The sequence below is a fragment of the Corynebacterium sp. CTNIH16 genome (assembly GCF_032821655.1).
GTDB lineage: Bacteria > Actinomycetota > Actinomycetes > Mycobacteriales > Mycobacteriaceae > Corynebacterium > Corynebacterium marquesiae.
This window is the reverse complement of sequence record NZ_JAVBIG010000014.1, coordinates 13,402-34,831: the sequence shown is the minus strand read 5'-3', so window position 1 is coordinate 34,831 and position 21,430 is coordinate 13,402. Positions and strand designations below refer to the sequence as shown.

The window sequence follows — 21,430 nt, the reverse complement described above, 5'->3', positions numbered from 1 at the left end:
ATCCAGAGTGTATTCCTTGCCCGGAACCAGACCCTCGTAAGAAACCTGGTCCACAACCTTGGCACCAGCAACAACCTCACGCAGGTCGCCCTCGAAGTCCGCATTAGTGGACACCTTCGGGGTGTCCTTCTCGTCGTTGTCACCAGGGGTGCCCGGGGTACCCGGCTCGTTAGGCTCGGTCGACTCAGAAGGCTCGCCCGGCTTCTCCGGAGTAGTCGAACCGCAATCCGAAGGCTCATCAGACTCAGAGGTCTCGGAAGCCTCAGAAGACGTGGTCTCTACAGACTCGGACTCAGAAGGCTCACTGGACTCAGACTCAGACGGTTCCTCAGACTCGGAAGGCTGCTCGCTCTCAGAGTCACCCGGCTCCTCAGACTCACAAGTCTCGCTAGTCTTCGGGGTAGAAGAATCCTCAGAGGAAGAAGACTCAGAGGTCTCACCATCGCCACCGTCATCAGGCGTACCCGGTACAACGTCAGTCGTAGTCGTAGACGGAGTGGTGGTCTCGGAAGGCTTGTCAGACTTTACGGTCTGGGCCTTGTCCTCAATGTTGGTGTGGTCGGCGATGTCATTCTTCTCACCAGTGGTGGAATCCTCGCCGTCCTTGTTAACAGCAGTGGAGGTCAGGTACTCGAATGCAACTGCCTCGTCAACGGTCTCGGTAACACCCTCATCAACAGTGATCTTAACCTCTACCTCGCCCTTAGAAGCAGATGGTACGAAGGTCTTCTCACCATGACCGATGACTGGGTACTCACCGTTGTCGTCCTTGACCTTGGAACGCAGCTCTGCGTTCAGAGTGTATTCCTTGTCAGCAACCAGGTCGTTGTACTTAACCTTATCGGTGATGACGGTGCCAGCCTTAATCTCATCGCCCTCAGCCTTCTCAGCCTCGGTACCAATGGATGGCTCCATCTTAGAAGTTACGGTCTGCGCCTCATCATTGATGTCGCGGTGTTCGGTAATCTTCTTCTCTTCGTCCGAGTTCGGAGTTTCCTTACCGTTCTCATCAACCTGCTTGGAAGAAAGTTCCTCGTATGCGACGGCAGCCTTGATGATGCCTTCAACATCGTCGTTGACCTTAATATCAACGACCTGCTCACCGGCAGACGTCTTCGGGGTAAAGGTTACATCGCCCTTGCCGACGACCTCATGATCACCCTTGGCATTTACTGCCTTGTTACGCAGCTCAGCCTTCAGGGTGTATTCGTTACCTGGCACCAGGTCGGTGTAGGTAACGGTGTCCTTGACGGTGACGCCAGCCTTTACCTGCTTAGCGTTGTCAAAGTCAGCGTTGGTCTTAATGGACGGGGTCCACTTGGTGTTAACGGTCTGCTTCTCATCGTTGATGTCTTCGTGAGTAGCGATCGTGTTCTCATCAGTGGAGCCAGAGGTCTCGTTGCCGTCCTTATCTACCTCGGTAGATACCAGCTTCTCGAAGGCAACCGCAGCGTCAACAGCAGGATCTGCCTTGTCGTTGACAGTGATCTCGACGTCCTTCTTGCCGGCGGACTCTTCCGGAACCAGTTCCGCAGAGCCTTCACCCAGTTCAGTCTTGCCATCTGCCTTGGAGATCAGCTTTGCCTTAAGGGTGTACTTCTTGCCCGGAACAAGGTCTTTATACGTCACAGTGTCAATAACCGTGGTGCCCTTCTCTACACGGTCGCCATCCTTGATCTTGGCCTCCGTGTGGATCTCAGGGTTCCACTTGGTATTGACGGTCTGCGCCTCATCATCAATGTCCTCGTGGGTCTCGATGAGGTTTCCGTCTTCAGAATCGTTCGGAGCGTCGTTGCCGTTCTCATCCACCTCGTGGGAGTACAGCTTCTCGAAAGCAACGGCAGCAGCAACTGGGTTCTTCACACTGTCATCAACAGTGATCTTAACCTCAACGTTGCCGGACTCACCGTTAGCGGTAAATTCCTCTTCTCCGTGACCGATAACTGCATGCTCGCCATTCTCGTCAGCAGCCTTGTTACGCAGCTCAGCCTTCAGGGTGTACTTCTTACCCTGAACGAGGCCCTCGTAGTGAACCTTGTCCTTAACGGTAGCGCCTGCAACAACCTGCTGCTTGTCGCCATCAAAGGACGCTTCCGTCTTAATCTCCGGATTAAGGTTCTTTTCCTGTTCCTCCGTAGTCGGAGTCGGATCAGGATTAGGTACTACATCAGTAGTCTTACCCGGAGTCGGTTCGTCTGTATCCTCCGTGGTAGTTTCCTCAGAATCAGACGGCTCGGAATCAGAGGTCGTCTCGGTAGAAGAAGTCTCTCCTTCCGGATTCTCAGAGGTAGTCTTTTCGGTCGTATTCTCCTCAGTATCTGGATTCTCCGGAGAAGTAGTCGACTCTTCAGAGCCGCCACCGTTGTCCGGATTATCCGGCAGGCCAGGCTGGTCCGGAGTGAACACACGCTGGCTCTTAAGCGGCATACCCTTATTACCAACTACGTCTCCTTCGGGACCTACAACAGTAATGTAGTATCCCTCGTCGTAATGTGGGATATCCACAGAATCCGCAGTTTCGAATTTCGCGTCCACAGCGTTGACGATGCGAAGTCCGGTCAACTCGGTAAATTCTTCGGGACTGCCGGTAAAGTTATCAAAATCGTTGGCTTGCACACCGGACATTAGTCCACTAATGACGCGCGTGGAGATTGTTGGATTCTGACCATGTCCAATCAATGCGCCCAAATAGTAGGAATCGTTAATAGCCTCTTGCTTGCGACCATTCTCATACGCATCCCGCATATGTACGGCAACATTGATAGCGGCATCGTAATACTCATCAGGAATAGGGGCCTTACCCGCTTGAGAAATTAGATACTTATGATCAACGTCTGCAGGGATGTGCTCTCCTTGGTCAATACACCAGCCCCAACCCGCATTCTGCCCGTCAGAGCTCTGAGGGTCACCTGCCCAGACGGTTCCCCAAGCTTCATCAAATCCACCTTTAGCAGACTCTTCAGAGCCATAGGTGTTGTTTGCGGTGATCTTCACAGGACCGTCACTGTCCTCAGCATCCGCACCCGGAACGGTGACCATGGCCGCAACTACCGCAATTGCAGCGAGCACTGCGGTAAAGACCATCCACCCCTCTCGGGATATGTTTCTTAACATACTCATTCTTTCCTCTTCGAGCGGTACAAATACTTACATTCGTTTTCCTGTTCAGCGAGTGTTTTCGCTGAGCAGAACCTGAAATTGAGACTTGAACACACTGCAGTTAATCAGGGTTTTGAACCCGAATCCGGATTAACTCTTATTGTGCTCTCAGGATAATATCACGGGAAAATTTAAGGCGCCAGCCAGAAAACATTAGAAAACTGCACGTTATGCAGGATTTCTAATCCCATACCCACAGGTAGATGCTTTTATTTTTACGGCCAACCTAGTATTAAATACATATGTTCGACGCCCACTAGGCATTTTCTAAGGCTAAAGAGTTAAACCGATAGCTTAACCAATACTAAGATTAGATTTAACTAGACCCATGTAAACACCTCCATACGCTGCACTTTATCTAATTCCATGCAAATTCAGGGGTCGATTTGCATACGATTTCATCGCATTACTCCGGAATTACCCATAGAAAATTGGTGTTACAGGTGTGACTGGAGATCATTCGATCGGGGTGCACGCACGTTCGATATACTAGACATGCAGTAAGCCTTAACCCTATTGCCATTCACCTTCAAAAAGGCATATGTGAGCAAAAACTCTACCTAGGGTTACCACAATCACACTTAGGGGTCTCGCACAAGGGAGAGGGAGAATTGGGCAAAGAAAAATCCGCACGGGCGTCGGCAAGCGGATGCTTTACCGAGGCCGCAGTGCGGATCCTGGAATGAATTAGGCCTTAAAGAACGGCAGTAACCTGGTACCCCTTTTCCTGCAGGAGCTGGGAAACTGCCTCAAAAGTAGCGTCGTCCTTGTCCGGGTTGTAGGTCTCCGGATTCAGGGCAATATTGGCGGTGTCGCCCTCGTAGCGGACGCTGATGAAGTCGTAGCCGGCTTCGGCATGGGCGGCGTCGATAAGAGCCTGCACGTCGTCGGTGTTGCCCTGCTCAGCAACAGCAACCTGCTTCTGCTCAGGTGCCGGCGCAGCCTCCTGTGCCGGAGCCCCCAGGCCGAAGAATCCCATAATGGTGGCAAGCAGGCCGCTCAAAAGCTTGATAATCATTGAAGTAACTCCCTGTATAGTAATACGCGGGAATAGGGCCCGCGAAAGCTGAAAACTCTCTGTACTTAAAACGAACTTAACTTTAGATGAGTTTTTGGTTATGTTCAACAGGGAAGGTCCTATGCTGGCATGTCGCGGTCTTGCGGGCAGCTTAAAGGGCACTGAAATGCCACAGCGCCCGTGCTCCGACTCAATGACGGGACACGGGCGCTTTCGCTCAATTAGGGCTAAATGCCTTAGAGGGACCAAGAGCTAGGTGGGGATAGGAATCTTTGTTGTCTACTAGGAGGGCTAGAAAAACATCGTGCAGAGAGCCAGTTCAACTGTGCTAGAGAGTGGGGCTCTCACACCACGCTAATAAGGACTACGCCTTACTGGTCCTCCATCACATCGTGGCGAATAATGGTCTGGTCGCGGCCCGGACCAACGCCGATGTAGGAAATGCGGCAGCCAGACAGCTCTTCCAGGCGCAGGACGTAATCCTGTGCCTTCTGCGGCAGCTCCTCAAAGGTGGAGCATTCCGTAATGTCCTCGTCCCAGGCGGGCATGGTCTCGAAAATGGGCTCGGCGTGGTGGAATTCGGACTGGGTAAGCGGCAGCTCGTCGTAGCGCTTGCCGTCGACGTCATAAGCCACGCAGATCGGAATCTCGCCGATTCCCGTGAGAACGTCCAGCTTAGTCAGGAAGTAATCGGTAAAGCCGTTCACGCGGGTGGCGTAGCGCGCAATGACGGAGTCGTACCAACCACAACGGCGCTTGCGGCCGGTGTTCACGCCAATCTCGCCGCCGGTGGTCTGCAGGTACTCGCCCCACTTATCAAAGAGCTCGGTGGGGAACGGGCCAGCGCCCACGCGGGTGGTGTAGGCCTTGATGATGCCCAGCGAGGTCTTGATACGGGTCGGGCCGATGCCGGAACCTACGGAAGCACCGCCGGCAGTCGGGTTAGACGAGGTCACGAACGGGTAGGTGCCATGGTCCACATCCAACATGGTCGCTTGGCCGCCCTCCATGAGCACGTGCTTGCCGGACTCGAGGGCTTTGTTGAGCTCCAGCTCGGCGTCGATAACCATCGGGCGCAGGCGATCGCGGTAGCTCAAGAAGTACTCCACAATCTGGTCTGCCTCAATGGCCTTGCGGTTGTACATCTTCACCAGCATCTGGTTCTTGATGTCCAGCGCAGATTCGACCTTCTGGCGCAGGATGGACTCATCAAAGATGTCCTGCACGCGGATGCCAATGCGCGCAACCTTATCGGCGTAGGTCGGACCAATGCCGCGGCCGGTGGTGCCGATAGCACGCTTGCCCAGGAAGCGTTCCTGCACGCGGTCGAGCGTCTGGTGGTACGGCGCCACTAGGTGCGCATTAGCGGAAATCTTCAGGCGCGAAGCGTTCGCGCCACGGGCCTCAAGACCGTCAATTTCATCAAAGAGCGCCTCAAGGTTGATCACTACGCCATTGCCCAGCACCGGGGTAGCGTTCTCAGACAAGATGCCGGCTGGCAGGAGCTTCAGCTCATACTTATCGCCGCCTACCACGACGGTGTGGCCGGCATTATTGCCGCCGTTCGGCTTGACCACGTAGTCAACCTTGCCGCCGAGGATGTCGGTCGCTTTGCCCTTGCCTTCGTCGCCCCATTGGGCGCCGACAATGACGATCGCTGCCATTGTTTAGTCACTTCCTCATTATTGAAGCCAAAATACTCTCCAACTTTACACTTTCCCGGCCCAAAAAGCGCGCGTAGCATGGTGCGCATGCGTTTTTTGTTCCTCCGCTGCGGCGCCCTGGACATCCCCATGCCCGCTGAGGCCCATGATCTCTCGGCCGTTCCTACCCGCAAAGAGCTCGCGCTTATCGACGCCTTCTTATCCCCCCTCCTTCCCGCCGACCCCACCCCCTCCCTCGACGACATCGCCGCCCAACCCGACGTCCGCCACCTCGGTGCGCCAGAGCCAGCCCCGCAGGCGCCCCACCTAACAGAGCCCGCCCGCATCGTCGTCGCCGGCTCCGACGCCGCCCTCTCGGCCGTGCTCACTCGCCTCATGCGCTCCGACCGCCTCTGGGCCGAGGTTGCCTTCATCCCCGTCCCCTCGTCCGCAGCATCCGCCTCCACCCCATCCGCGGCCGCGCAGAACTGGGGCCTTCCCACCGCCCCGGCCGAAGCCCTCGATTTCGCCCGCACCGCCCCGGTCCGCCCAGCTCCGCTCATCCGCAACGATTCTGGCCTCGCAGTCGCTGGATCTGCCACCATCTCGGATGCCACAAACGGCGCTTTCACCGGCGAAATCATCATCGATGACCACACGCTCGCCGCCACTTCCCCCAAAACCTTCGGTGCACGCCTCGTCCCGATGACCGATGCCCCCGGCATCCTCGCCGCCCGCGCCACCTCCCCCGTCGAATCCCAGGGCCGCCTGCGCTCGCTCCTGCGCAAGCCCGGCCAGCTCGACCCCGAATCCGTGCGCACCGGCCGCGCCGTCCAGGCCGGCGGTCCACAGCTGCGCGTCATCGTCGATTCGGTCCCCCACAAGCGGCCGGTGGCCCGCGTGACCTTCTACCGCCACCTGCGCGACCTCCAGATCGTCCGCCCTTAGCCCCGCGCGTCGTCACTCATTGCGCACGGCGTCTTTATCTACGCGCGAGGACGCTAGTCCTCGCGCCCCCACACCTCCGGCGGGTAGGCCGGGTGCTGCGACGTCGGCACCAGGTGTGCCACGGCCGACTCACGCGACAACCCGCACACCATGAGCATGTCGACCACAATGGAACGCGTCTGGCCCAGAATCATATAGGCCGATAACGTGCCGTCCTTGTCGATGATGTCCAGCCCGGCGCGCCCGCCCACGATGCGCAGGCGCTGCACGAGGTCCGGAATCTCAATCGCTTCGTCGTGCCCGTGCTGTTTGCCCTGACTATAGAGCTCGCTGATGGCGAGCATGATTTCAGAAAGCTCATCGAGCAATTCCACCTGCTCGTCTGAAACCTTGTCGCGGTCCTCCGTCAGGCCCAGCGCCTGGCGGGAGAGCACGCGCACGCCGCGCACCGCGTTATCTACCGGCATGAGGATGCGCTCCAGCGAGCGAATGCTGCGCCGCGAGGCCCACAACAGGGGCGAGACCTCCGAGGCCTCCCTGCCCGATTGCGCCGCGCTCAGGAGGGTATTGACGCTGTCTTGCGTACCGCGCACCGCCTCGCGCGCGTCGCGGATGACGGCGGGGTCTTGCTGGCGGATGCCATAGGTGACGTCGGCAAGAATGCTCGAGGCAATCTTTAACACCTTCGATACCTCGCGCCGCGCCTCCACCAACGGGGAATTGGGAATCAGCGCGATGGTTATCAAGCCAATGCCCGAGCCAATCATCGCGTCAATCGCACGGTGCAGGCCACCTGGGCCCTCCGTGGGTGGGAAAATCGTCGCAATCAAAATCGCGCCAAAGACAATCTGGTTGGTCACCAGCGGCGACTTGGTCAAAAACGAGCCCACCACCAGGCCCGCGCCCACAATGAAGAAAATCTGAAACGGCCCCTGCCCCACAATCTGGAAGAGTAGGTCGCCCACGGCCACGCCAATGATGCCGCCAATCGACATCTCCAGTGCCTTTTTCATCCTGTCCCCACCAGACATCCCCAGAATGATGACCGCAGAAATCGGCGCAAAGAACGGCTGCGGGTGCCCCACCACATCGCCGGCCACCCAGTACGCGAGCGCCGCACCAATGGTCGCCTGGACGATGTAGACAAACCGCGCGCGGATGCGGTTTACCCGCGAGAGCACCGAGCGGTCAATCACCCGCAGCTTTTCCCGCGTTGAGACTCTTTCCTTCGCTTCCGACATGACTTCCAGCATAGAAGACCGCCCCTACCATCGCCGCCGTCCCCGCGCATCTCGGCCGTCGGCTGGCCTGTGGATAGCTCTTGCCGACGCCCCCCTCTCCCCCACCTATCCACAATTTCGCCCTTCCCGGCCGCGCACCGCTTGTTCGGTCCTCGCGTGCCCTTTAGCTTCGGCCGTGTGAACACCGATTTTATTTTGTTATGCCGCCGCGGCGTCGACCTCGTCGCCGAGTTTCAGGGCTGCTCCGAAGACTCACTCCTCAAGGCCGGAGCCAGCCCCCTTTTGGCTGCCCAGCTCGCCCGCCTGCAGCACGTCTACTTCGGCCGCACGTCCAATAGCCGCAAGCAGCGCCTCGCGCGCGACGCCGCCCGCACCCGCGCTCACGACCTCGCCACGCTCGAAAGCATTGAGTCCTATACCCGCCGCGTACGCGATCCCAACCGCGCCTGGGACCTGCGCTTAGAGCTCTGCCGCACCGAGGCGCGCCTGATTCCCTCCGTGGCCAAGAAGCTCCTCAAGCAGCTCAATCCGCCCCGCCGCCCTGAGCCCGGCGTGCGCTATACCCGCCGCCCCGACGGACCCCACACCATCTCCATTACGGCCGATCCCACCGATATCGCCGATATCAAGGGCGTGCTCTCCTCCGTCAATAAAGACGATCCCCTCGCCGCCGCCAAGAAGGTCCTCCTCGAGGGCAACCCCGGCGCGCTGCCAGCCGTACACACCAACGTCATCCTCACCCTAGACCAGCTCGACCGCATCGTCGCCGCGCCTTCCGACGCCACCGATATCACCCTCCAGCTCACCAACGGCGCCCGCATGACCGGCGCACAGCTGGTTGCCCGCGCTCTCGCCCAGCGCGGCTACATCAGCCTGGTCCACCCGGAGCACGGCCCGGTGAACCTGTACCGCACCGAGCGCATGGCCACGTGGAAACAGCGCATGCTCGCCTCGGCCGAGCATCCCGTGTGCGCCTGGCCGGGGTGCAATACGCCTGCCGACGACGCCCAAGTCCATCACCTCACCGCCTGGTGCGCCGGCGGGCCCACCAACCAAGAAAATCTGGTCACCTTGTGCGCGCACCACAACGCCGTCAACCAAGATGACCCCTCGCGGCCCACAGAACGCGGCCGTATGGTGCGCGTAAATGGCCGCATCGCTTGGGTACCGCCTTGGAGCAATACTCCACGCTTCGTCCCCAGCCCCGCTAGGCCGCCAAGCCCCAACCACAACCTTTAACTGCGCCGGCCGATCACCGAGCCCCGTCTAAAATCGCCCCGGCCGAGAGAACGAAAAAGCCGCCTCCCACGCGGGGAAAGCGGCTCATTCGGCATGCCTATGTACGAGGCTGCCTCAACTTAGAGCACGGTGGCCAAGTTACTTGGAGAGGGACTTGCCCACAGAGTGCAGGTCCTGGCAGGACTCGATGACGCGCTCGGACATGCCCTGCTCTGCCTTCTTCAGGTAGGAGCGTGGATCGTAGACCTTCTTGTTGCCAACCTCGCCGTCGATCTTGAATACGCCATCGTAGTTCTCCATCATGTGGCGAGCGATCGGGTTGGTGAAGGCGTACTGGGTATCGGTGTCTACGTTCATCTTGATGACACCGTAGCGAAGTGCCTCTTCAATTTTCTCCTTCTCGGAGCCGGAGCCGCCGTGGAAGACGAAGTCGAATGCGTACTCGTCCTCACCCAGGCCGAGCTTCTTCTGTGCCACCTTCTGGCCCTCGAGCAGGACCTCGGGGCGCAGCTTCACGTTGCCTGGCTTGTAGACGCCGTGAACGTTGCCGAAAGTAGCGGCCAGCATGTAGCGGCCTTTCTCGCCGGTCCCTAGGGCATCGATGGTCTTCTCAAAGTCCTCTGGGGAGGTGTACAGGTTAGCGCCTGCCTTTGCCTGAACGCCGTCTTCTTCGCCGCCGACGACGCCGATTTCAGCCTCGAGGATGACGTGCGCGTTCTTAGCCTTTTCCAGCAGCTCCTGGGCGATGACCAGGTTCTCGTCGATGGGAATAGCGGAGCCGTCCCACATGTGGGATTGGAACAGCGGGTTCTCGCCGCGGTCCACGCGCTCCTGGGAGATAGCCAGCAGCGGACGGACGTACTCATCGAGTACTTCCTTCTGGCAGTGGTCGGTGTGCAGCGCGATATTGACGCCGTAGTGCTTGGCGGCCTCGTGAGCGAATGCGGCCAATGCCTGAGCACCCTTGACCTTGTCCTTCAGTGCCAGACCGGAACCGAAAGCGGCACCACCGGTGGAGAACTGGATGATGCCGTCGGACTCGGCCTCAGCAAAGCCCTTCAGAGCTGCGTTAATGGTCTCAGATGAGGTGCAGTTGATAGCTGGGAACGCGAAGCCATTCTTCTTCGCGGTATCCAGCATCTCGTTATAGACCTCAGGGGTTGCAATTGGCATGAATTTCCATCCTTAAAAAGTGGGTTTGTGGTCAAACACGTTCCAGCACCCAAGTATGCCCGTTTCCCGGAAATTCTGCCGCAAAAACCGTGTGACATTTTCAACCCGGTCACTTCCGGGACCAATCCACTCCGACAAGCGTGGGCTATTTAGCCAAATATCGCGCCACGCGGGCGCAGGCCTCCATCAGCATCCAGCCGGAAAGCTGCACCGACAAATCGCGCTCGTCTACGCGAATGATGCCTACCTTCTCGCTCATGGTGCGCCGGCCGAAGCCGTAGTTATGCGGCAGGCGCGCATCGGACAACCAGTCAGAGCCGAAGATCGGCAGACCATCAACCTCTAAGCGGTGCTCCCACACCGACTCGGCCGAGGCCATCACCATGCGCGCAGCCAGCTTCTTCGTCGCGCGGTTGGCGGGGGAATCGCCGGGCAGGCGCACTGCGATGTCGGCAAGATAGCGCATCAAAATGCCCTTAAACAGGCCACCGTCACCATCGCCAGTCTCCCAGTCCACTACGCCCGAAGGCGTAGCCATGCCCGAGGCCACGGTCTGCACCAAGCCCCGGATGCGGATGATGTAATCCATCATCTCGGAAGCCATCTCGGCCTCCTGCACGCTGTCGATCTGTTCCAAATCGCCCACGCCGGCCTTTTCCCGCAGCGCCAGCACGATTTCCAGGCACGCGCCGAGCACTACGCCCTGGCAGTAGGGGTGGATGTTTTTTACCACCTCAGGGCCGTCCATGCGCATGCGAACGCCGTCCATGATGTAGCCGTCGTCGTCCAGCAGGTGGTCATAGATCCAGTCAACGATGTGGCGTGCTTCCTCAATGCGCCCCATGCGCGCGAGCATGATGGCGCCCGGGCCGTTGGAGGGCACGTTCATGAAATTCTCGCCCAGGCGCCACGGCAGCACGCCAAGCGATTCATCGAGGCCTTCGTGGATATTGCGCTGCAGAGCCGCGAGCCGCTTGGGTGTCTTTGCCTTCTTCAGGCCCTCCACGCGGCCGAAAGCCAGGGCGAGCCAGGCTTTGTCATCGTAGTACTTATTCTTGGTCAGCTGCGCGAGGTTGCGGATGCGAATGCCGCGCAAGGTGTCGTAGATGCGGTGGCGGCGCACCTTGGTGTTATTGCGCAGCGCCGCATCGACGAGGCAGTCCAGGTAGTGGGCCTGCCACCAGTAGTGCCAGTGGACAAAGAGCTTTTCCTTCGTGGTGGGCGGCCAGCTGACCACGGCAAGATTGGTGCGCGGCAGGCCCCATACGGAGTGCGCGTGGCGCTCATTGATGGCGGCCTCTGCGAGTTCGGCGCGGTGGGCCCACTTTTCTTCCACGGTTCCTCAATCACTCCAGTCGCACGGGTAGATATAGCTAGTGTAACGATCTTCCTACCAGGAATTGTCCAGATCGGCGTGCTGGCGGATCCAGGCGTGCATGGCAATGCCGGCCGCGACACCCGCGTTGATGGAGCGGGTGGAGCCAAATTGGGCGATGGAGCAGGTCATCAGCGCAGCGTCCTGGGCCGCTTGCGTCACACCGGGGCCCTCTTGGCCGAAAAGCAGCAGGCTGCGCTCCGGCAGCTCGGCCGTTTCCAGGGGCACGCAACCGGGGGTGTTGTCGATGGCTACCACGGTAAGCCCCTCCTCGGCCGCCCACGCAATAAGCTTTTCGACGCTCTCGTGGTGCATCAAGTGCTGGTACCTATCTGTGACCATTGCCCCGCGGCGATTCCACCGCCGCCGGCCGACGATGTGCACGGTATCGACGGCGAAGGCGTTGGCGGTGCGCACGACGGTGCCGATATTGGCGTCATTTTCAAAGTTCTCGATCGCGATGTGCAGGCTATGCCGGCGCTTATCGATGTCCTCTTTGATCGCCTCCCTGCTCCAGTAGCGGTAGGCATCGACGACGTTGCGACGGTCTCCTTCAGCGAGCAGCTCTGGGTCGTATTTCTCGGCCTCAGGCCCTCGCGGCAGCGGACCTTCCCACGGGCCTACGCCATGGCGGCCCTCGTTCCACTCGGTCGGCCCCTTGGCCTGGTCGGCCGCGCTGTCTGCGTTAGGCGAGGTCAAGGTCGCCCAGGCCCAGCAGGGAGCGGTACTCGAGGCCTTCTGCGGCGATGACGTCGCCGGCACCGGTCTCGCGGTCCACAACGGTCGCCACGCCCACGGCCTCGGCGCCGGCCTCGCGCAGCGCGGCCACGGCGGTAAGCGGGGAGTTACCGGTAGTGGTGGTGTCTTCTACGACAAGAACCTTCTTGCCTTCCACGTCTGCGCCCTCGATGCGGCGCTGCATGCCGTGCTTCTTGGCTTCTTTGCGCACGACGAAGGCATCGATATCGCGACCGTCGGCATGCATGATGGAGGTAGCAACCGGGTCGGCGCCGAGGGTTAGGCCACCGACGGCCGCGAAATCCCAATCTACGGTCAGCTCGCGCAACAGGGCGCCGATGAGACGGGAGGCTTCGTGATGCAAGGTAGCGCGGCGGAGATCCACGTAGTAGTCAGCTTCCTTGCCCGAGGACAGGGTCACCTTGCCGTGAACGACGGCCAGTTCCTTAACCAGCTCAGCGAGGCGGGCCTTCTTCTCGGCGTCCAGGTTTTGGGCGTGCGCGGTGTGCGCATTGGTGGTGTGAGAATCCACAGTCATCTGCTCCTTGTCGTGGGTCGTGCGCGGCGGCTCGTGCGCGGTGGCAGGCCGCCAGTATTGGTCTCTAGGCTACTCTCCCTGGCGCGGATCCGATTCCTCGGCCGCGCGACTATCGACCCCGCGGGTATCAGCCGCGCTGGGGGCGGGCCCACTAGTGGAATCGTCGGAGGGGTCGTCGAAGATGGAGGCGGCGCGGAACTGCTGGCGGGGCAGGCGGGCGGTGTGGGAATCGGGTGTGGGGCGTTCGCGGCCATCGGCAATGGCGTCTACTTCGTCGCCGCCGAGGGCGCTGTGCTCGACCGGGCCGCGGGTTTCAGAGTAGGCTCGAGACGGCATCTGCAGCGGCTCTTCCGGCCGTTGGATGACGGGTCGCTCGAATTCGGGCGCGCCGGCCGCCGGCGCGCCGCCGACGGCCTCGACGATGGGCTGGGCGGGAATCTCGCGGGCTGGGTCCAATTCCTCGAGGCGCACCACATGGGTGGCCGAGGAACGCGGGGGGAGGACGCGGGCGGCGTCGGCAAGCAGGGCGAGAGGTGGAAGCATCGCGTCCCATTCCGCGGAGCGCGCCTGCTTCGTGGTCTGCGCCAGGACCCACTCCGTTTCCATCCATAGTGCGGTAACGGCTTCGGGCATTTGCTGCAGGGCGACGTGGACGCGCTCATCCACCATGCGCTCGGTCACGGCGCTATCCGAGGAATACACATCGAATCCCTCGATGGTCATGGCCAAAAGCAGGTCCTCGGAAGCCTTCGCGTCGTCGCGGTCGAAGCGGCGAAAGTCCACCACCATGTCGGAGGCCGCACCGGTGCGCATAGCCATGACGTTGACGCCATCGATATCCATCAACAGTATCTCGTGGCCGTACACGTTGCCGGCGACAATGTCTTTGGGTGCCGCGCCGGTGGAGGCCACTCCCCTGGTCCATTCGTCTACGAGGTAAGGGTCGGCCTTCATGAATTCAAATCCCTTGGCTTCCGCCCAATTCCGGCGCTCGCGGCGCATGGTTCCTGGCAGGATCGGCCGGTGGCGTGCGTGTGGCTTGGAAGGCGCGGGGTGCTCGCTCGCGGTCTCGTGGCTCGGCTGGGGATCGGGTTCGGGGGCTGGTTTGCCATCGGGTTCCGGTTCGGGTTCACCGGTTGGCTCAGGCTCTCGCTGAGGCGGGGTCTCGGGCGCGGATTCCGGTGCGGAAACTGACGCAGCTGCTTCGGTGGCTGGGGTGGCCGGGTCAGCGGCAGGGGCGCGCTCGGGGGCGACGCTCGAGGCCGAATCGGCAGGCTCGGCCGGAGCAGCGTTTTCGGGTGCGGCGTCGGAGGATGCAGAGTCCGCCGGAGTGGCGTCTGCGGGGGCTGGATCCGCGGAGCTGGGGTCCTCGGAGCTGGGATCCGCGTCGGCGGAGGGTGTATGGGTGGAGGTTCGCTGTTTGCCGTCGTAAAGCAGCAGGGCACCGCCAGCAATGCCGAGAAGAACCGCGAGAGCAAGGATTAGAAAAGCCATCATCCCACGATAGTAGTAGGAAGGAGCAAGCCCTCAGCGCTCGGCGCGCGGACGCGGGAGGCTGAGGGCGAAGGCGAGGGGCCGGCTGGGGAGATTAGCCGTTGACGGTGAAGCGGTCGCCGCGCTCGACGGGGTTGTGGGGGTTGGCGGACCACTGGGACCAGCCGCCGACATAGTGGCGCAGGCCAGTGAAGCCGGCGTCTTCCATGGCGGCAAGGGCGAGGGCCGAGTGGTTGCCGGAACCGGAGTAGATGATGGCGCCTTGGACGTTGTCGGGGGTGAGGCCGGCGTCGAAAAGCACTTCGCGGATTTCGCCCGCGGACTTCCAAGTGCGCAGGCCCTCGTTGTGGAACAGGCGCTCTGGCACGTTGACGGCGCCGGGGATGTGGCCTGCCTTGAGGTCGAGGTTCTCGCGGCGGCCGGCGAAGCGGTTGCGGGTGCGGGTATCGATGAGCAGGCCATCGTGATTGCGCACGTCATCGATGGTGGCCACGGGCATCTGGCCCGGATTGACCTCGGCGGTGGCACCGACGGCGAAGTTGCCAGGGCCGGTCAGCGTGGTATAGCCCAGGTGGCGCCAATTGGCCAAGCCGCCGTCGAGGATGCGGACGTTGTCCAGACCAGCCCAGCGCAGGGTCCACCACGCGCGGCCAGCGAAAAGGCCACGGCCCTCGTCATAGACCACGACGGGACGGTCCTCGCGGATTCCCCACTGGCGGAAGTGCTCCTGCAGCTTATCCGGATCCGGCAGCGGGTTGCGGCCTACTTGGGAGCCGGGCAGGCCGGCGAAGGAATTGGCGGTATCGCTAAACAGTGCCGTCGGGATGTGCAGGGAGGTAAATTCGTTGTAGCTCTGGCGCAGCTGCGGCTGCCAGTGGGTGGCCAAGAGGGTGAAACGCTCGCCGTGATAAATCGATTCGCGGAGTTCTTGCGGGGAGACCAAAATGCTCATGCCCCCGAGTCTAGGGGCATGAGCAGGATTTGGCGCGGCGGGCGGTGGGAGGCCGACTAGCGGGCGGCGATGTCTAGCTCGGCGCCGCCATCGGCGACGTCCACGTGGACGGTGTCGCCGTCGACAATATCGCCGGCCAGCAGCTTCTTGGCGAGCTTGTCACCAATGGCCTGCTGGATGGTGCGGCGCAACGGGCGGGCGCCATAGGCCGGGTCGTAGCCGCGCTCGGCCAGCCAGGACTTGGCGGAATCCGAGACCTGCAGGGTCAGGCGGCGGGCGTCGAGGCGCTCGGACAGGCCGCGCAGTTGGATGTCGACGATGCCACGCAGGAGCTCTTCCGAAAGGGGCTCGAACATGACCACATCATCGAGGCGGTTAATGAATTCGGGCTTGAAGGCCTTCTTCACCGCATCCATGGTCTCCTCGCGGGTGCCGCCGGCGCCCAAGTTGGAGGTCAGGATGATGACGGTATTGCGGAAGTCGACGGTGCGTCCTTGGCCGTCGGTAAGCCGGCCTTCATCCAGAACCTGCAGGAGGACGTCGAAGACGTCGGGGTGGGCCTTTTCTACCTCGTCGAAAAGCACGAGCGTGTAGGGGCGGCGGCGAACGGCCTCGGTGAGCTGGCCGCCAGCCTCGTGCCCGACGTATCCCGGAGGGGCACCGACGAGGCGGGAAACGGAGTGCTTCTCGCCGTACTCGGACATATCGATGCGCACCATGGCGGATTCATCGTCGAAGAGGAAGTCTGCCAATGCCTTCGCCAGCTCGGTCTTGCCCACACCGGTGGGGCCGAGGAAGAGGAAGGAACCAGTCGGGCGGTTGGGGTCGGCCACGCCCGCACGGGAGCGGCGCACTGCGTCCGATACGGCAGTGACGGCTTCCTTCTGGCCGACCACGCGGTTGCCCAGCACGGATTCCATGTTGAGCAGCTTCTCGGTCTCGCCCTGCAACATCTTGCCGGCCGGGATGCCGGTCCAGGCGGAAACAACCTCCGCGATGGTGTCCGGGCTTACCTCCTCATCGAGCATCGTATTGCGCTGTTCGGTGGCCTTGACCTCCGCGGCCGCGAGATCCTTTTCCAGCGGTGGAATCTTGCCGTAGTTGATCTCAGAGGCCAGTGCGAGGTCGCCGTCGCGCTCGGCGATTTCGGCTTGGCGGCGCAGGTCATCGAGTTCTTCCTTGATGTTTTGGACATCGTCGATGGCCTTCTTCTCGTTGGCCCAGCGGGCCTTGAGCTCGCCGAGCTTCTCGCGCTGGTCCGCGAGCTCGCCTTGCAGGGCGGCTAGGCGGTCCTGGGAGGCAGCGTCAGATTCCTTCTTCAGCGCCAGCTCTTCGATCTCCATGCGGCGAACGATGCGCTCAAGCTCGTCGATTTCCTGCGGGGAGGAGTCGATCTCCATGCGCAGACGGGAGCCTGCCTCATCGACGAGGTCGATGGCCTTATCCGGCAGGAAGCGGTTGGTGATGTAGCGGTTGGAAAGCTCGGCGGCCGATACCAGCGCGGAGTCCATGATGCGCACGCCGTGATGTACCTCGTAGCGCTCCTTCAAGCCACGCAGGATGCCGATCGTGTCCTCCACGGAAGGCTCGGCAGCATAGACCTGTTGGAAGCGGCGCTCGAGGGCAGCGTCCTTTTCGATGTACTTGCGGTACTCGTCCAGGGTGGTGGCGCCAACGAGGCGTAGCTCGCCGCGGGCCAGCATGGGCTTAATCATGTTGCCGGCGTCCATGGAGCCGTCGCCAGTAGCGCCGGCTCCGACGATGGTGTGCAGCTCATCGATGAAGGTGATGATCTCGCCCTCAGAGGATTTAATCTCATCGAGCACGGCCTTGAGGCGCTCCTCGAATTCACCGCGGTACTTAGCACCGGCGACCATGGAACCAAGATCCAGGCTGATGAGGGTCTTGCCCTTGAGAGACTCGGGGACGTCGCCAGCCACGATACGGCGGGCTAGGCCCTCCACGATGGCGGTCTTGCCCACGCCGGGCTCGCCAATGAGCACTGGGTTATTCTTCGTACGGCGACTGAGCACCTGGACCACGCGGCGGATTTCCTGATCACGGCCGATGACCGGGTCGATCTTGCCCTCGCGGGCGCGTGCGGTGAGGTCCGTGGCGTACTTTTCTAGGGCCTGGAACTGGTCCTCTGGGTTCTCAGAGGTCACCTTGGCGGCACCGCGTACGGAGGGGAAGGCGCCCTTGATGGCGTCATAAGTAGCACCACGGCCGGTAAGTAGCTCGGCGGCGTCGGTCTTAGAGCCTGCGATGGCGGCGAGAAGGACCTCGGTGGAGACGAATTCATCGCCCAGCTCCCCGGCCAGCTCCTGCGACTTGGTCAGGACGTTGAGGCCGTCGCGGTTAAATTGCGGGTTGGCCATATTGGCGCCCTCGGCCTTGGGATAAGAATCAACAAGCTCGCGGGCTTCCTTGAGCACGGTATCCGGGTCTACGCCGGTGGCCTTAAGAACTGGGGCGGCAATTCCGCCTTCTTGGCTAAGAATGGCTGCCAGCAGGTGGGCCGGGCGGATATCCGGATTGCCATTGGACGAGGCGGTTTGCAGGGCGTCCTGCAAAGCCTCTTGTGTTTTAGTGGTGGGGTTAAATGAGTTCATGTGTGCGTTGCTCCTTCTAAGATTTATTCACCCACTGTAGGGCTTCACTTAGCACAACGCACCCAAAGTTGAGTCTATTCCACTCAACCTAGGGAAGGTTTTTATCCACCAACTGCAGACCATGCGCCACCGCAAAGAAGGACGAGGTCAACGCCTGGGAGAAGAGACCCCACTTCAAGTCATCCTCGTACTCCCTGAAGTCCCCCAAAGCGCACAGATGGGATACGCCGTCAGCGCCCGCCCACATGGCCAGAGCACTCAAGTAAACCAGCTGATCTGTCGGCTGAATTCCTGCCTCCATAATGAATTCGCGCAGAAGCTTCATCATGATAGCAAAATTTTCCGTCATGCCTTCATGTGGACTGCCGTCACCGCTATGCGGAACGATCGACCCATTAGCCAGGCCGATAACCGCGCAGAACCGTTCAGTATGACGGAGCGAAAAATTGAAATATACCGAGGCCACGATATGAAGACGATCCACGATAGCGGTATCCGCCGGCAAAGAATCGATTACCTTTTCAAACATCTCTGCCATTTCCCGGGTTACTCGTTCGTCGGCATATTCCCGCAGCGCGAAGTCATTGTCGATCACGGAATTGAGAAAATCCGTAGTGGTATTCAGCTCTTGAGCCACCTGTTTAAAGAAGGAACGGCTAACACCTTCTCGGGCCACCACCTGAAGCGCCGTTTCAATAATTAGATCCTTGGCCTTTTCAAATTCCAAAGACTCAACACTCTGTGGGGCAACGAGGGGGCGCTCCTCCCACTGCCCCATTGCCCGCTCCACAATCTCGCGTGCGGAATACATAATTGGCCGACGCTCTGGAATATTTTTGGTGGAAAACCAATCAATAATCGCTTCCAACACCAGCTGGACAGTCTGCCTCAGGTTGGCAATGCGAATGACTGAATGCTGGAAACGGACCACGCCCTTGGTGCTGAGATGGCTTAGTCCATGAATAATTGACCAGATGGCAAGAGCAATGCGGCCAATATCGCCAAGGGCAATATCTACCCCTACAACGGCGCCCTGTTCTTGAGCCAGTTGCTTCAGCACATTCACTACGAAATCTGCACCCGAGTTTCCAGTATGCATGCCTTTGGCCATATTGCATACCTGAACATCGTCCAAGGCTGGGTATCGCTCGAAGAGATAGCCATAAAGCTCTGGCTGTTCCTGGCAGTAGAAGAAGTACCCTTCAGCTAGGGCTTTCAAAACCTCTGCGGCACCCGCGCCTTCGGGAAGGTGGTCCACCACTTTTCTCATATAACTGGTTAGACGCCATTCCAGGAAATTGGGCATCGCCTCAAGAATCTCTGAGTTGGAGGGGAACTCTTCCTCAATATCCGAGAGCGGGCACTGCAAGGAGTTTGCAACTTCCTCCAAAGTTACTGCACGTTCACCTCGCGTCCCAGCGATATCTAAGGCCGCTTCCAAAATTTCTACTCGCACGGAAGCGCCATCCAGCTCATACATCTAGTTCCCCATCAAGACAGAGATTGATTCCCTGAAATTATAACAAATTCTAAGTTAAATCAATACCCGCTAATGGTTAGCACTTCAAGTGACTCCAGGTTTTAAATGTGAACAGTAGTAACAGCAGGGCCAACCCCGAGAAAGGCCAATGTAATCATTATTTGTTTATATAAATATAGCCTTAGAATACTTAACGTTTAGCGGTTTTTCTTAACCTCCTACCCTCAGGGGTCGGCCGTGCAGGAGTCAAGACTTCAGCCGTCAGGACACGCCTAGAAGGCATAGTCCTGACAAAAAGACCCCGCCACAGATTTTGCGGCGGGGTTGACAGGGGACGTCGGCAAGCGCGGCTATTCCTGCTTTTGTCCTACATGGCCGATGCCCTCCTGGAAGATAGTGCCGCGCGGCGGCATAAGGCGCATGGACTTGAAGGCAATGTAGACGCCGATGGAAATCGCCAGGGAAATAGCGCCGAAGGCGCCGGTGAATCCGTACATCACAGCCATAGGTGCGATGATGGTCCACGAGATTTCGAATGGGCCGAAACCGATGTAGGCCATGCCGTATTCAGACAGCGTGCCGGACTTAAGCTTGGGGTCCACAATCTTGAGGATGGCGATGCCGGTCGCCACGGTGGCGGTAGCCCAGCCCCAGCCAAAGATGCCGCGCTCAATCCAGCGCTCACCAAAGAACTCGGCCGGGAACCACAGCAAGAAGAACGCGCAGAAGATGGTGCCCAGGACGAAGAGCAGGAGAAGTGCCTGCCAATAAGAGGCAATAGCGGCCGGGACGATGGCGGCCACGCCGAAGGCAATGAGGTAGTCCGTGGCCGCACCAGAGATGGAGGAAATAGAGTCCTTATCCAAGTAGTCCTCGGCGCCAACGAAGTTCATAAGCGCACGGAAGATTAGGCCCACCACCATGGACATGGCAAAAAGCGGCACGGAGACGTTTTCCCAGATGCTGCTCAGGCCCTGGTTGATCCCATAGGCGGTCATCACGGTCAAGATGATGAAGCCGAAGTGCAATGCGAGCGGTTCGATGGAGGAAGGGTTGGTGGTAGCGCGGCCGAGCGACGGGCGCTCATCGATGTTTTTGATGTAGCCGCGGCGCAGCTCTTCCGGCAGCTCCTTGGGCACGTGGGAGACCTTGCCCTTGCGGATGCCCCAGTTACCGGCGACTACACCGCCGATGATTGCGGCCAGCGTGCCGACGGTCGCGGAGGTAAAGCCGAGCGAAGACGCGGCATCAGCGCCTACGCCCTCGAGCGCACCACCCACGGCCGCGGCGGTACCGAAGCCGCCCGTGAAACCGACGGGCAGCATCATGCCGAACCAATTCGGGGTATCGAAAAGCGGCGCAAAAAGGAAAAGACCCAGCACGATGAACAGGCCCCACTGGCCGGTGAACATCATGGTGGAATAGCCCCACATATTGCGCGCGCCCTTGCCCATGTTGCCTCCCACTTCCATGGAGTAGGCCATAGATGCAAAGACCACCGCGATGAGGATGGAGGTGTAGTCGCCCAAGTTATCGGAGAAGTTGATCCAACCCAGCACATTTGGACCAACCAGTAGGCCGATGAGGCCGGCGGTGATCGGGGCAGGTAGCAGCAGGTCCTGGAAAATGAACTTCACCTGGTGACGCAGGACGTTGCCGATGACCATGAGCAAAGAAATCCAGCCCACATCCAGCATGAGCGTATAAGCGGAAAAATCTTCCATGGGGACCCTTTCTAGCTGTGCAATTATGGCGGCTTGCCCCCGTTAGAGGGCAGGCGGATAGGGAATACAATACCTTCCGCTAAGTGATCCACAACA

At 59.9% G+C, this 21,430-nt stretch carries 15 protein-coding genes; 2 read left to right on the top strand and 13 right to left on the bottom strand.

The genetic code is table 11. The features are described from left to right. From RAE04_RS10620 to RAE04_RS10610, 3 genes are all read right to left on the bottom strand, one after another. A partial coding sequence (locus RAE04_RS10620; protein ID WP_317027345.1) for a VaFE repeat-containing surface-anchored protein occupies positions 1 to 3,114 on the bottom strand: 3,114 nt, incomplete at its 3' end. A gap of 739 nt (positions 3,115 to 3,853) precedes the next feature. Continuing rightward, on the bottom strand, positions 3,854 to 4,177 hold the full coding sequence (locus tag RAE04_RS10615) for a malonyl-CoA-ACP transacylase (protein ID WP_317027344.1): 324 nt from the start codon (positions 4,175 to 4,177) through the stop codon (positions 3,854 to 3,856). 371 nt (positions 4,178 to 4,548) lie between these two features. Continuing rightward, positions 4,549 to 5,841, bottom strand: a complete 1,293-nt coding sequence (locus RAE04_RS10610) for an adenylosuccinate synthase (protein ID WP_284791201.1) — start codon at positions 5,839 to 5,841, stop codon at positions 4,549 to 4,551. An 87-nt stretch (positions 5,842 to 5,928) separates the two neighbouring features. Here RAE04_RS10610 and RAE04_RS10605 point away from each other — a divergent pair, with 87 nt between their 5' ends. Then, a complete protein-coding gene (locus RAE04_RS10605; RefSeq protein ID WP_317027343.1) occupies positions 5,929 to 6,768 on the top strand; it encodes a hypothetical protein in 840 nt (279 codons plus the stop codon). A 53-nt stretch (positions 6,769 to 6,821) separates the two neighbouring features. Here the strand turns inward: RAE04_RS10605 and RAE04_RS10600 are convergent, their stop codons facing one another. Beyond that, positions 6,822 to 8,021, bottom strand: a complete 1,200-nt coding sequence (locus RAE04_RS10600) for an FUSC family protein (RefSeq protein WP_269953928.1) — start codon at positions 8,019 to 8,021, stop codon at positions 6,822 to 6,824. Between the two features lie 165 nt (positions 8,022 to 8,186). Here RAE04_RS10600 and RAE04_RS10595 point away from each other — a divergent pair, with 165 nt between their 5' ends. After that, entirely contained in the window at positions 8,187 to 9,248 is a 1,062-nt protein-coding gene (locus RAE04_RS10595; RefSeq protein WP_317027342.1) for an HNH endonuclease signature motif containing protein, read from the top strand. Between the two features lie 138 nt (positions 9,249 to 9,386). Here the strand turns inward: RAE04_RS10595 and fbaA are convergent, their stop codons facing one another. The 9 genes from fbaA to RAE04_RS10550 form a co-directional block, all read right to left on the bottom strand. Continuing rightward, the gene (fbaA, locus tag RAE04_RS10590) at positions 9,387 to 10,421 is read right to left on the bottom strand and encodes a class II fructose-bisphosphate aldolase (protein WP_049377132.1); all 1,035 of its coding nucleotides are present in this window, start codon (positions 10,419 to 10,421) and stop codon (positions 9,387 to 9,389) included. A gap of 145 nt (positions 10,422 to 10,566) precedes the next feature. Then, positions 10,567 to 11,757, bottom strand: a complete 1,191-nt coding sequence (locus RAE04_RS10585) for a glycoside hydrolase family 76 protein (RefSeq protein WP_317027341.1) — start codon at positions 11,755 to 11,757, stop codon at positions 10,567 to 10,569. A gap of 54 nt (positions 11,758 to 11,811) precedes the next feature. Next, positions 11,812 to 12,495 carry a TrmH family RNA methyltransferase gene (locus tag RAE04_RS10580; protein WP_317027340.1) on the bottom strand — a complete coding sequence of 228 codons (684 nt, stop codon included), beginning with the start codon at positions 12,493 to 12,495 and terminating at the stop codon, positions 11,812 to 11,814. Continuing rightward, positions 12,482 to 13,072 carry an orotate phosphoribosyltransferase gene (pyrE, locus tag RAE04_RS10575; RefSeq protein ID WP_317027339.1) on the bottom strand — a complete coding sequence of 197 codons (591 nt, stop codon included), beginning with the start codon at positions 13,070 to 13,072 and terminating at the stop codon, positions 12,482 to 12,484. The genes RAE04_RS10580 and pyrE overlap by 14 nt, the downstream gene beginning before the upstream one ends. Before the next feature lie 69 nt (positions 13,073 to 13,141). Beyond that, positions 13,142 to 14,569 (bottom strand): hypothetical protein, encoded by a 1,428-nt coding sequence (locus RAE04_RS10570; RefSeq protein ID WP_317027338.1) that lies wholly within the window; start codon positions 14,567 to 14,569, stop codon positions 13,142 to 13,144. 91 nt (positions 14,570 to 14,660) lie between these two features. Further along, positions 14,661 to 15,518, bottom strand: coding sequence for a sulfurtransferase (locus tag RAE04_RS10565; RefSeq protein ID WP_317027337.1), 858 nt, complete (start codon positions 15,516 to 15,518; stop codon positions 14,661 to 14,663). 56 nt (positions 15,519 to 15,574) lie between these two features. Next, positions 15,575 to 18,130 (bottom strand): ATP-dependent chaperone ClpB, encoded by a 2,556-nt coding sequence (clpB, locus tag RAE04_RS10560; RefSeq protein WP_317027336.1) that lies wholly within the window; start codon positions 18,128 to 18,130, stop codon positions 15,575 to 15,577. Between the two features lie 88 nt (positions 18,131 to 18,218). Beyond that, positions 18,219 to 19,610: a TetR family transcriptional regulator gene (locus tag RAE04_RS10555; protein ID WP_317027335.1), complete on the bottom strand. Its 1,392-nt coding sequence runs from the start codon at positions 19,608 to 19,610 to the stop codon at positions 18,219 to 18,221. A gap of 350 nt (positions 19,611 to 19,960) precedes the next feature. Further along, positions 19,961 to 21,334: a sodium:glutamate symporter gene (locus tag RAE04_RS10550; protein ID WP_317027334.1), complete on the bottom strand. Its 1,374-nt coding sequence runs from the start codon at positions 21,332 to 21,334 to the stop codon at positions 19,961 to 19,963. Positions 21,335 to 21,430: the final 96 nt, after the last annotated feature.

Bases quoted from the DNA above. Each gene is read 5' to 3' on its own strand.
- RAE04_RS10610 (WP_284791201.1), bottom strand. From the start codon at position 5,841: ATGGCAGCGATCGTCATTGTCGGCGCCCAATGGGGCGACGAAGGCAAG.
- RAE04_RS10600 (WP_269953928.1), bottom strand. From the start codon at position 8,021: ATGCTGGAAGTCATGTCGGAAGCGAAGGAAAGAGTCTCAACGCGGGAA.
- pyrE (WP_317027339.1), bottom strand. From the start codon at position 13,072: ATGACTGTGGATTCTCACACCACCAATGCGCACACCGCGCACGCCCAA.
- RAE04_RS10565 (WP_317027337.1), bottom strand. From the start codon at position 15,518: ATGAGCATTTTGGTCTCCCCGCAAGAACTCCGCGAATCGATTTATCAC.
- RAE04_RS10570 (WP_317027338.1), bottom strand. From the start codon at position 14,569: ATGATGGCTTTTCTAATCCTTGCTCTCGCGGTTCTTCTCGGCATTGCT.
- RAE04_RS10550 (WP_317027334.1), bottom strand. From the start codon at position 21,334: ATGGAAGATTTTTCCGCTTATACGCTCATGCTGGATGTGGGCTGGATT.
- RAE04_RS10605 (WP_317027343.1), top strand. From the start codon at position 5,929: ATGCGTTTTTTGTTCCTCCGCTGCGGCGCCCTGGACATCCCCATGCCC.
- RAE04_RS10615 (WP_317027344.1), bottom strand. From the start codon at position 4,177: ATGATTATCAAGCTTTTGAGCGGCCTGCTTGCCACCATTATGGGATTC.
- clpB (WP_317027336.1), bottom strand. From the start codon at position 18,130: ATGAACTCATTTAACCCCACCACTAAAACACAAGAGGCTTTGCAGGAC.
- RAE04_RS10555 (WP_317027335.1), bottom strand. From the start codon at position 19,610: ATGTATGAGCTGGATGGCGCTTCCGTGCGAGTAGAAATTTTGGAAGCG.
- fbaA (WP_049377132.1), bottom strand. From the start codon at position 10,421: ATGCCAATTGCAACCCCTGAGGTCTATAACGAGATGCTGGATACCGCG.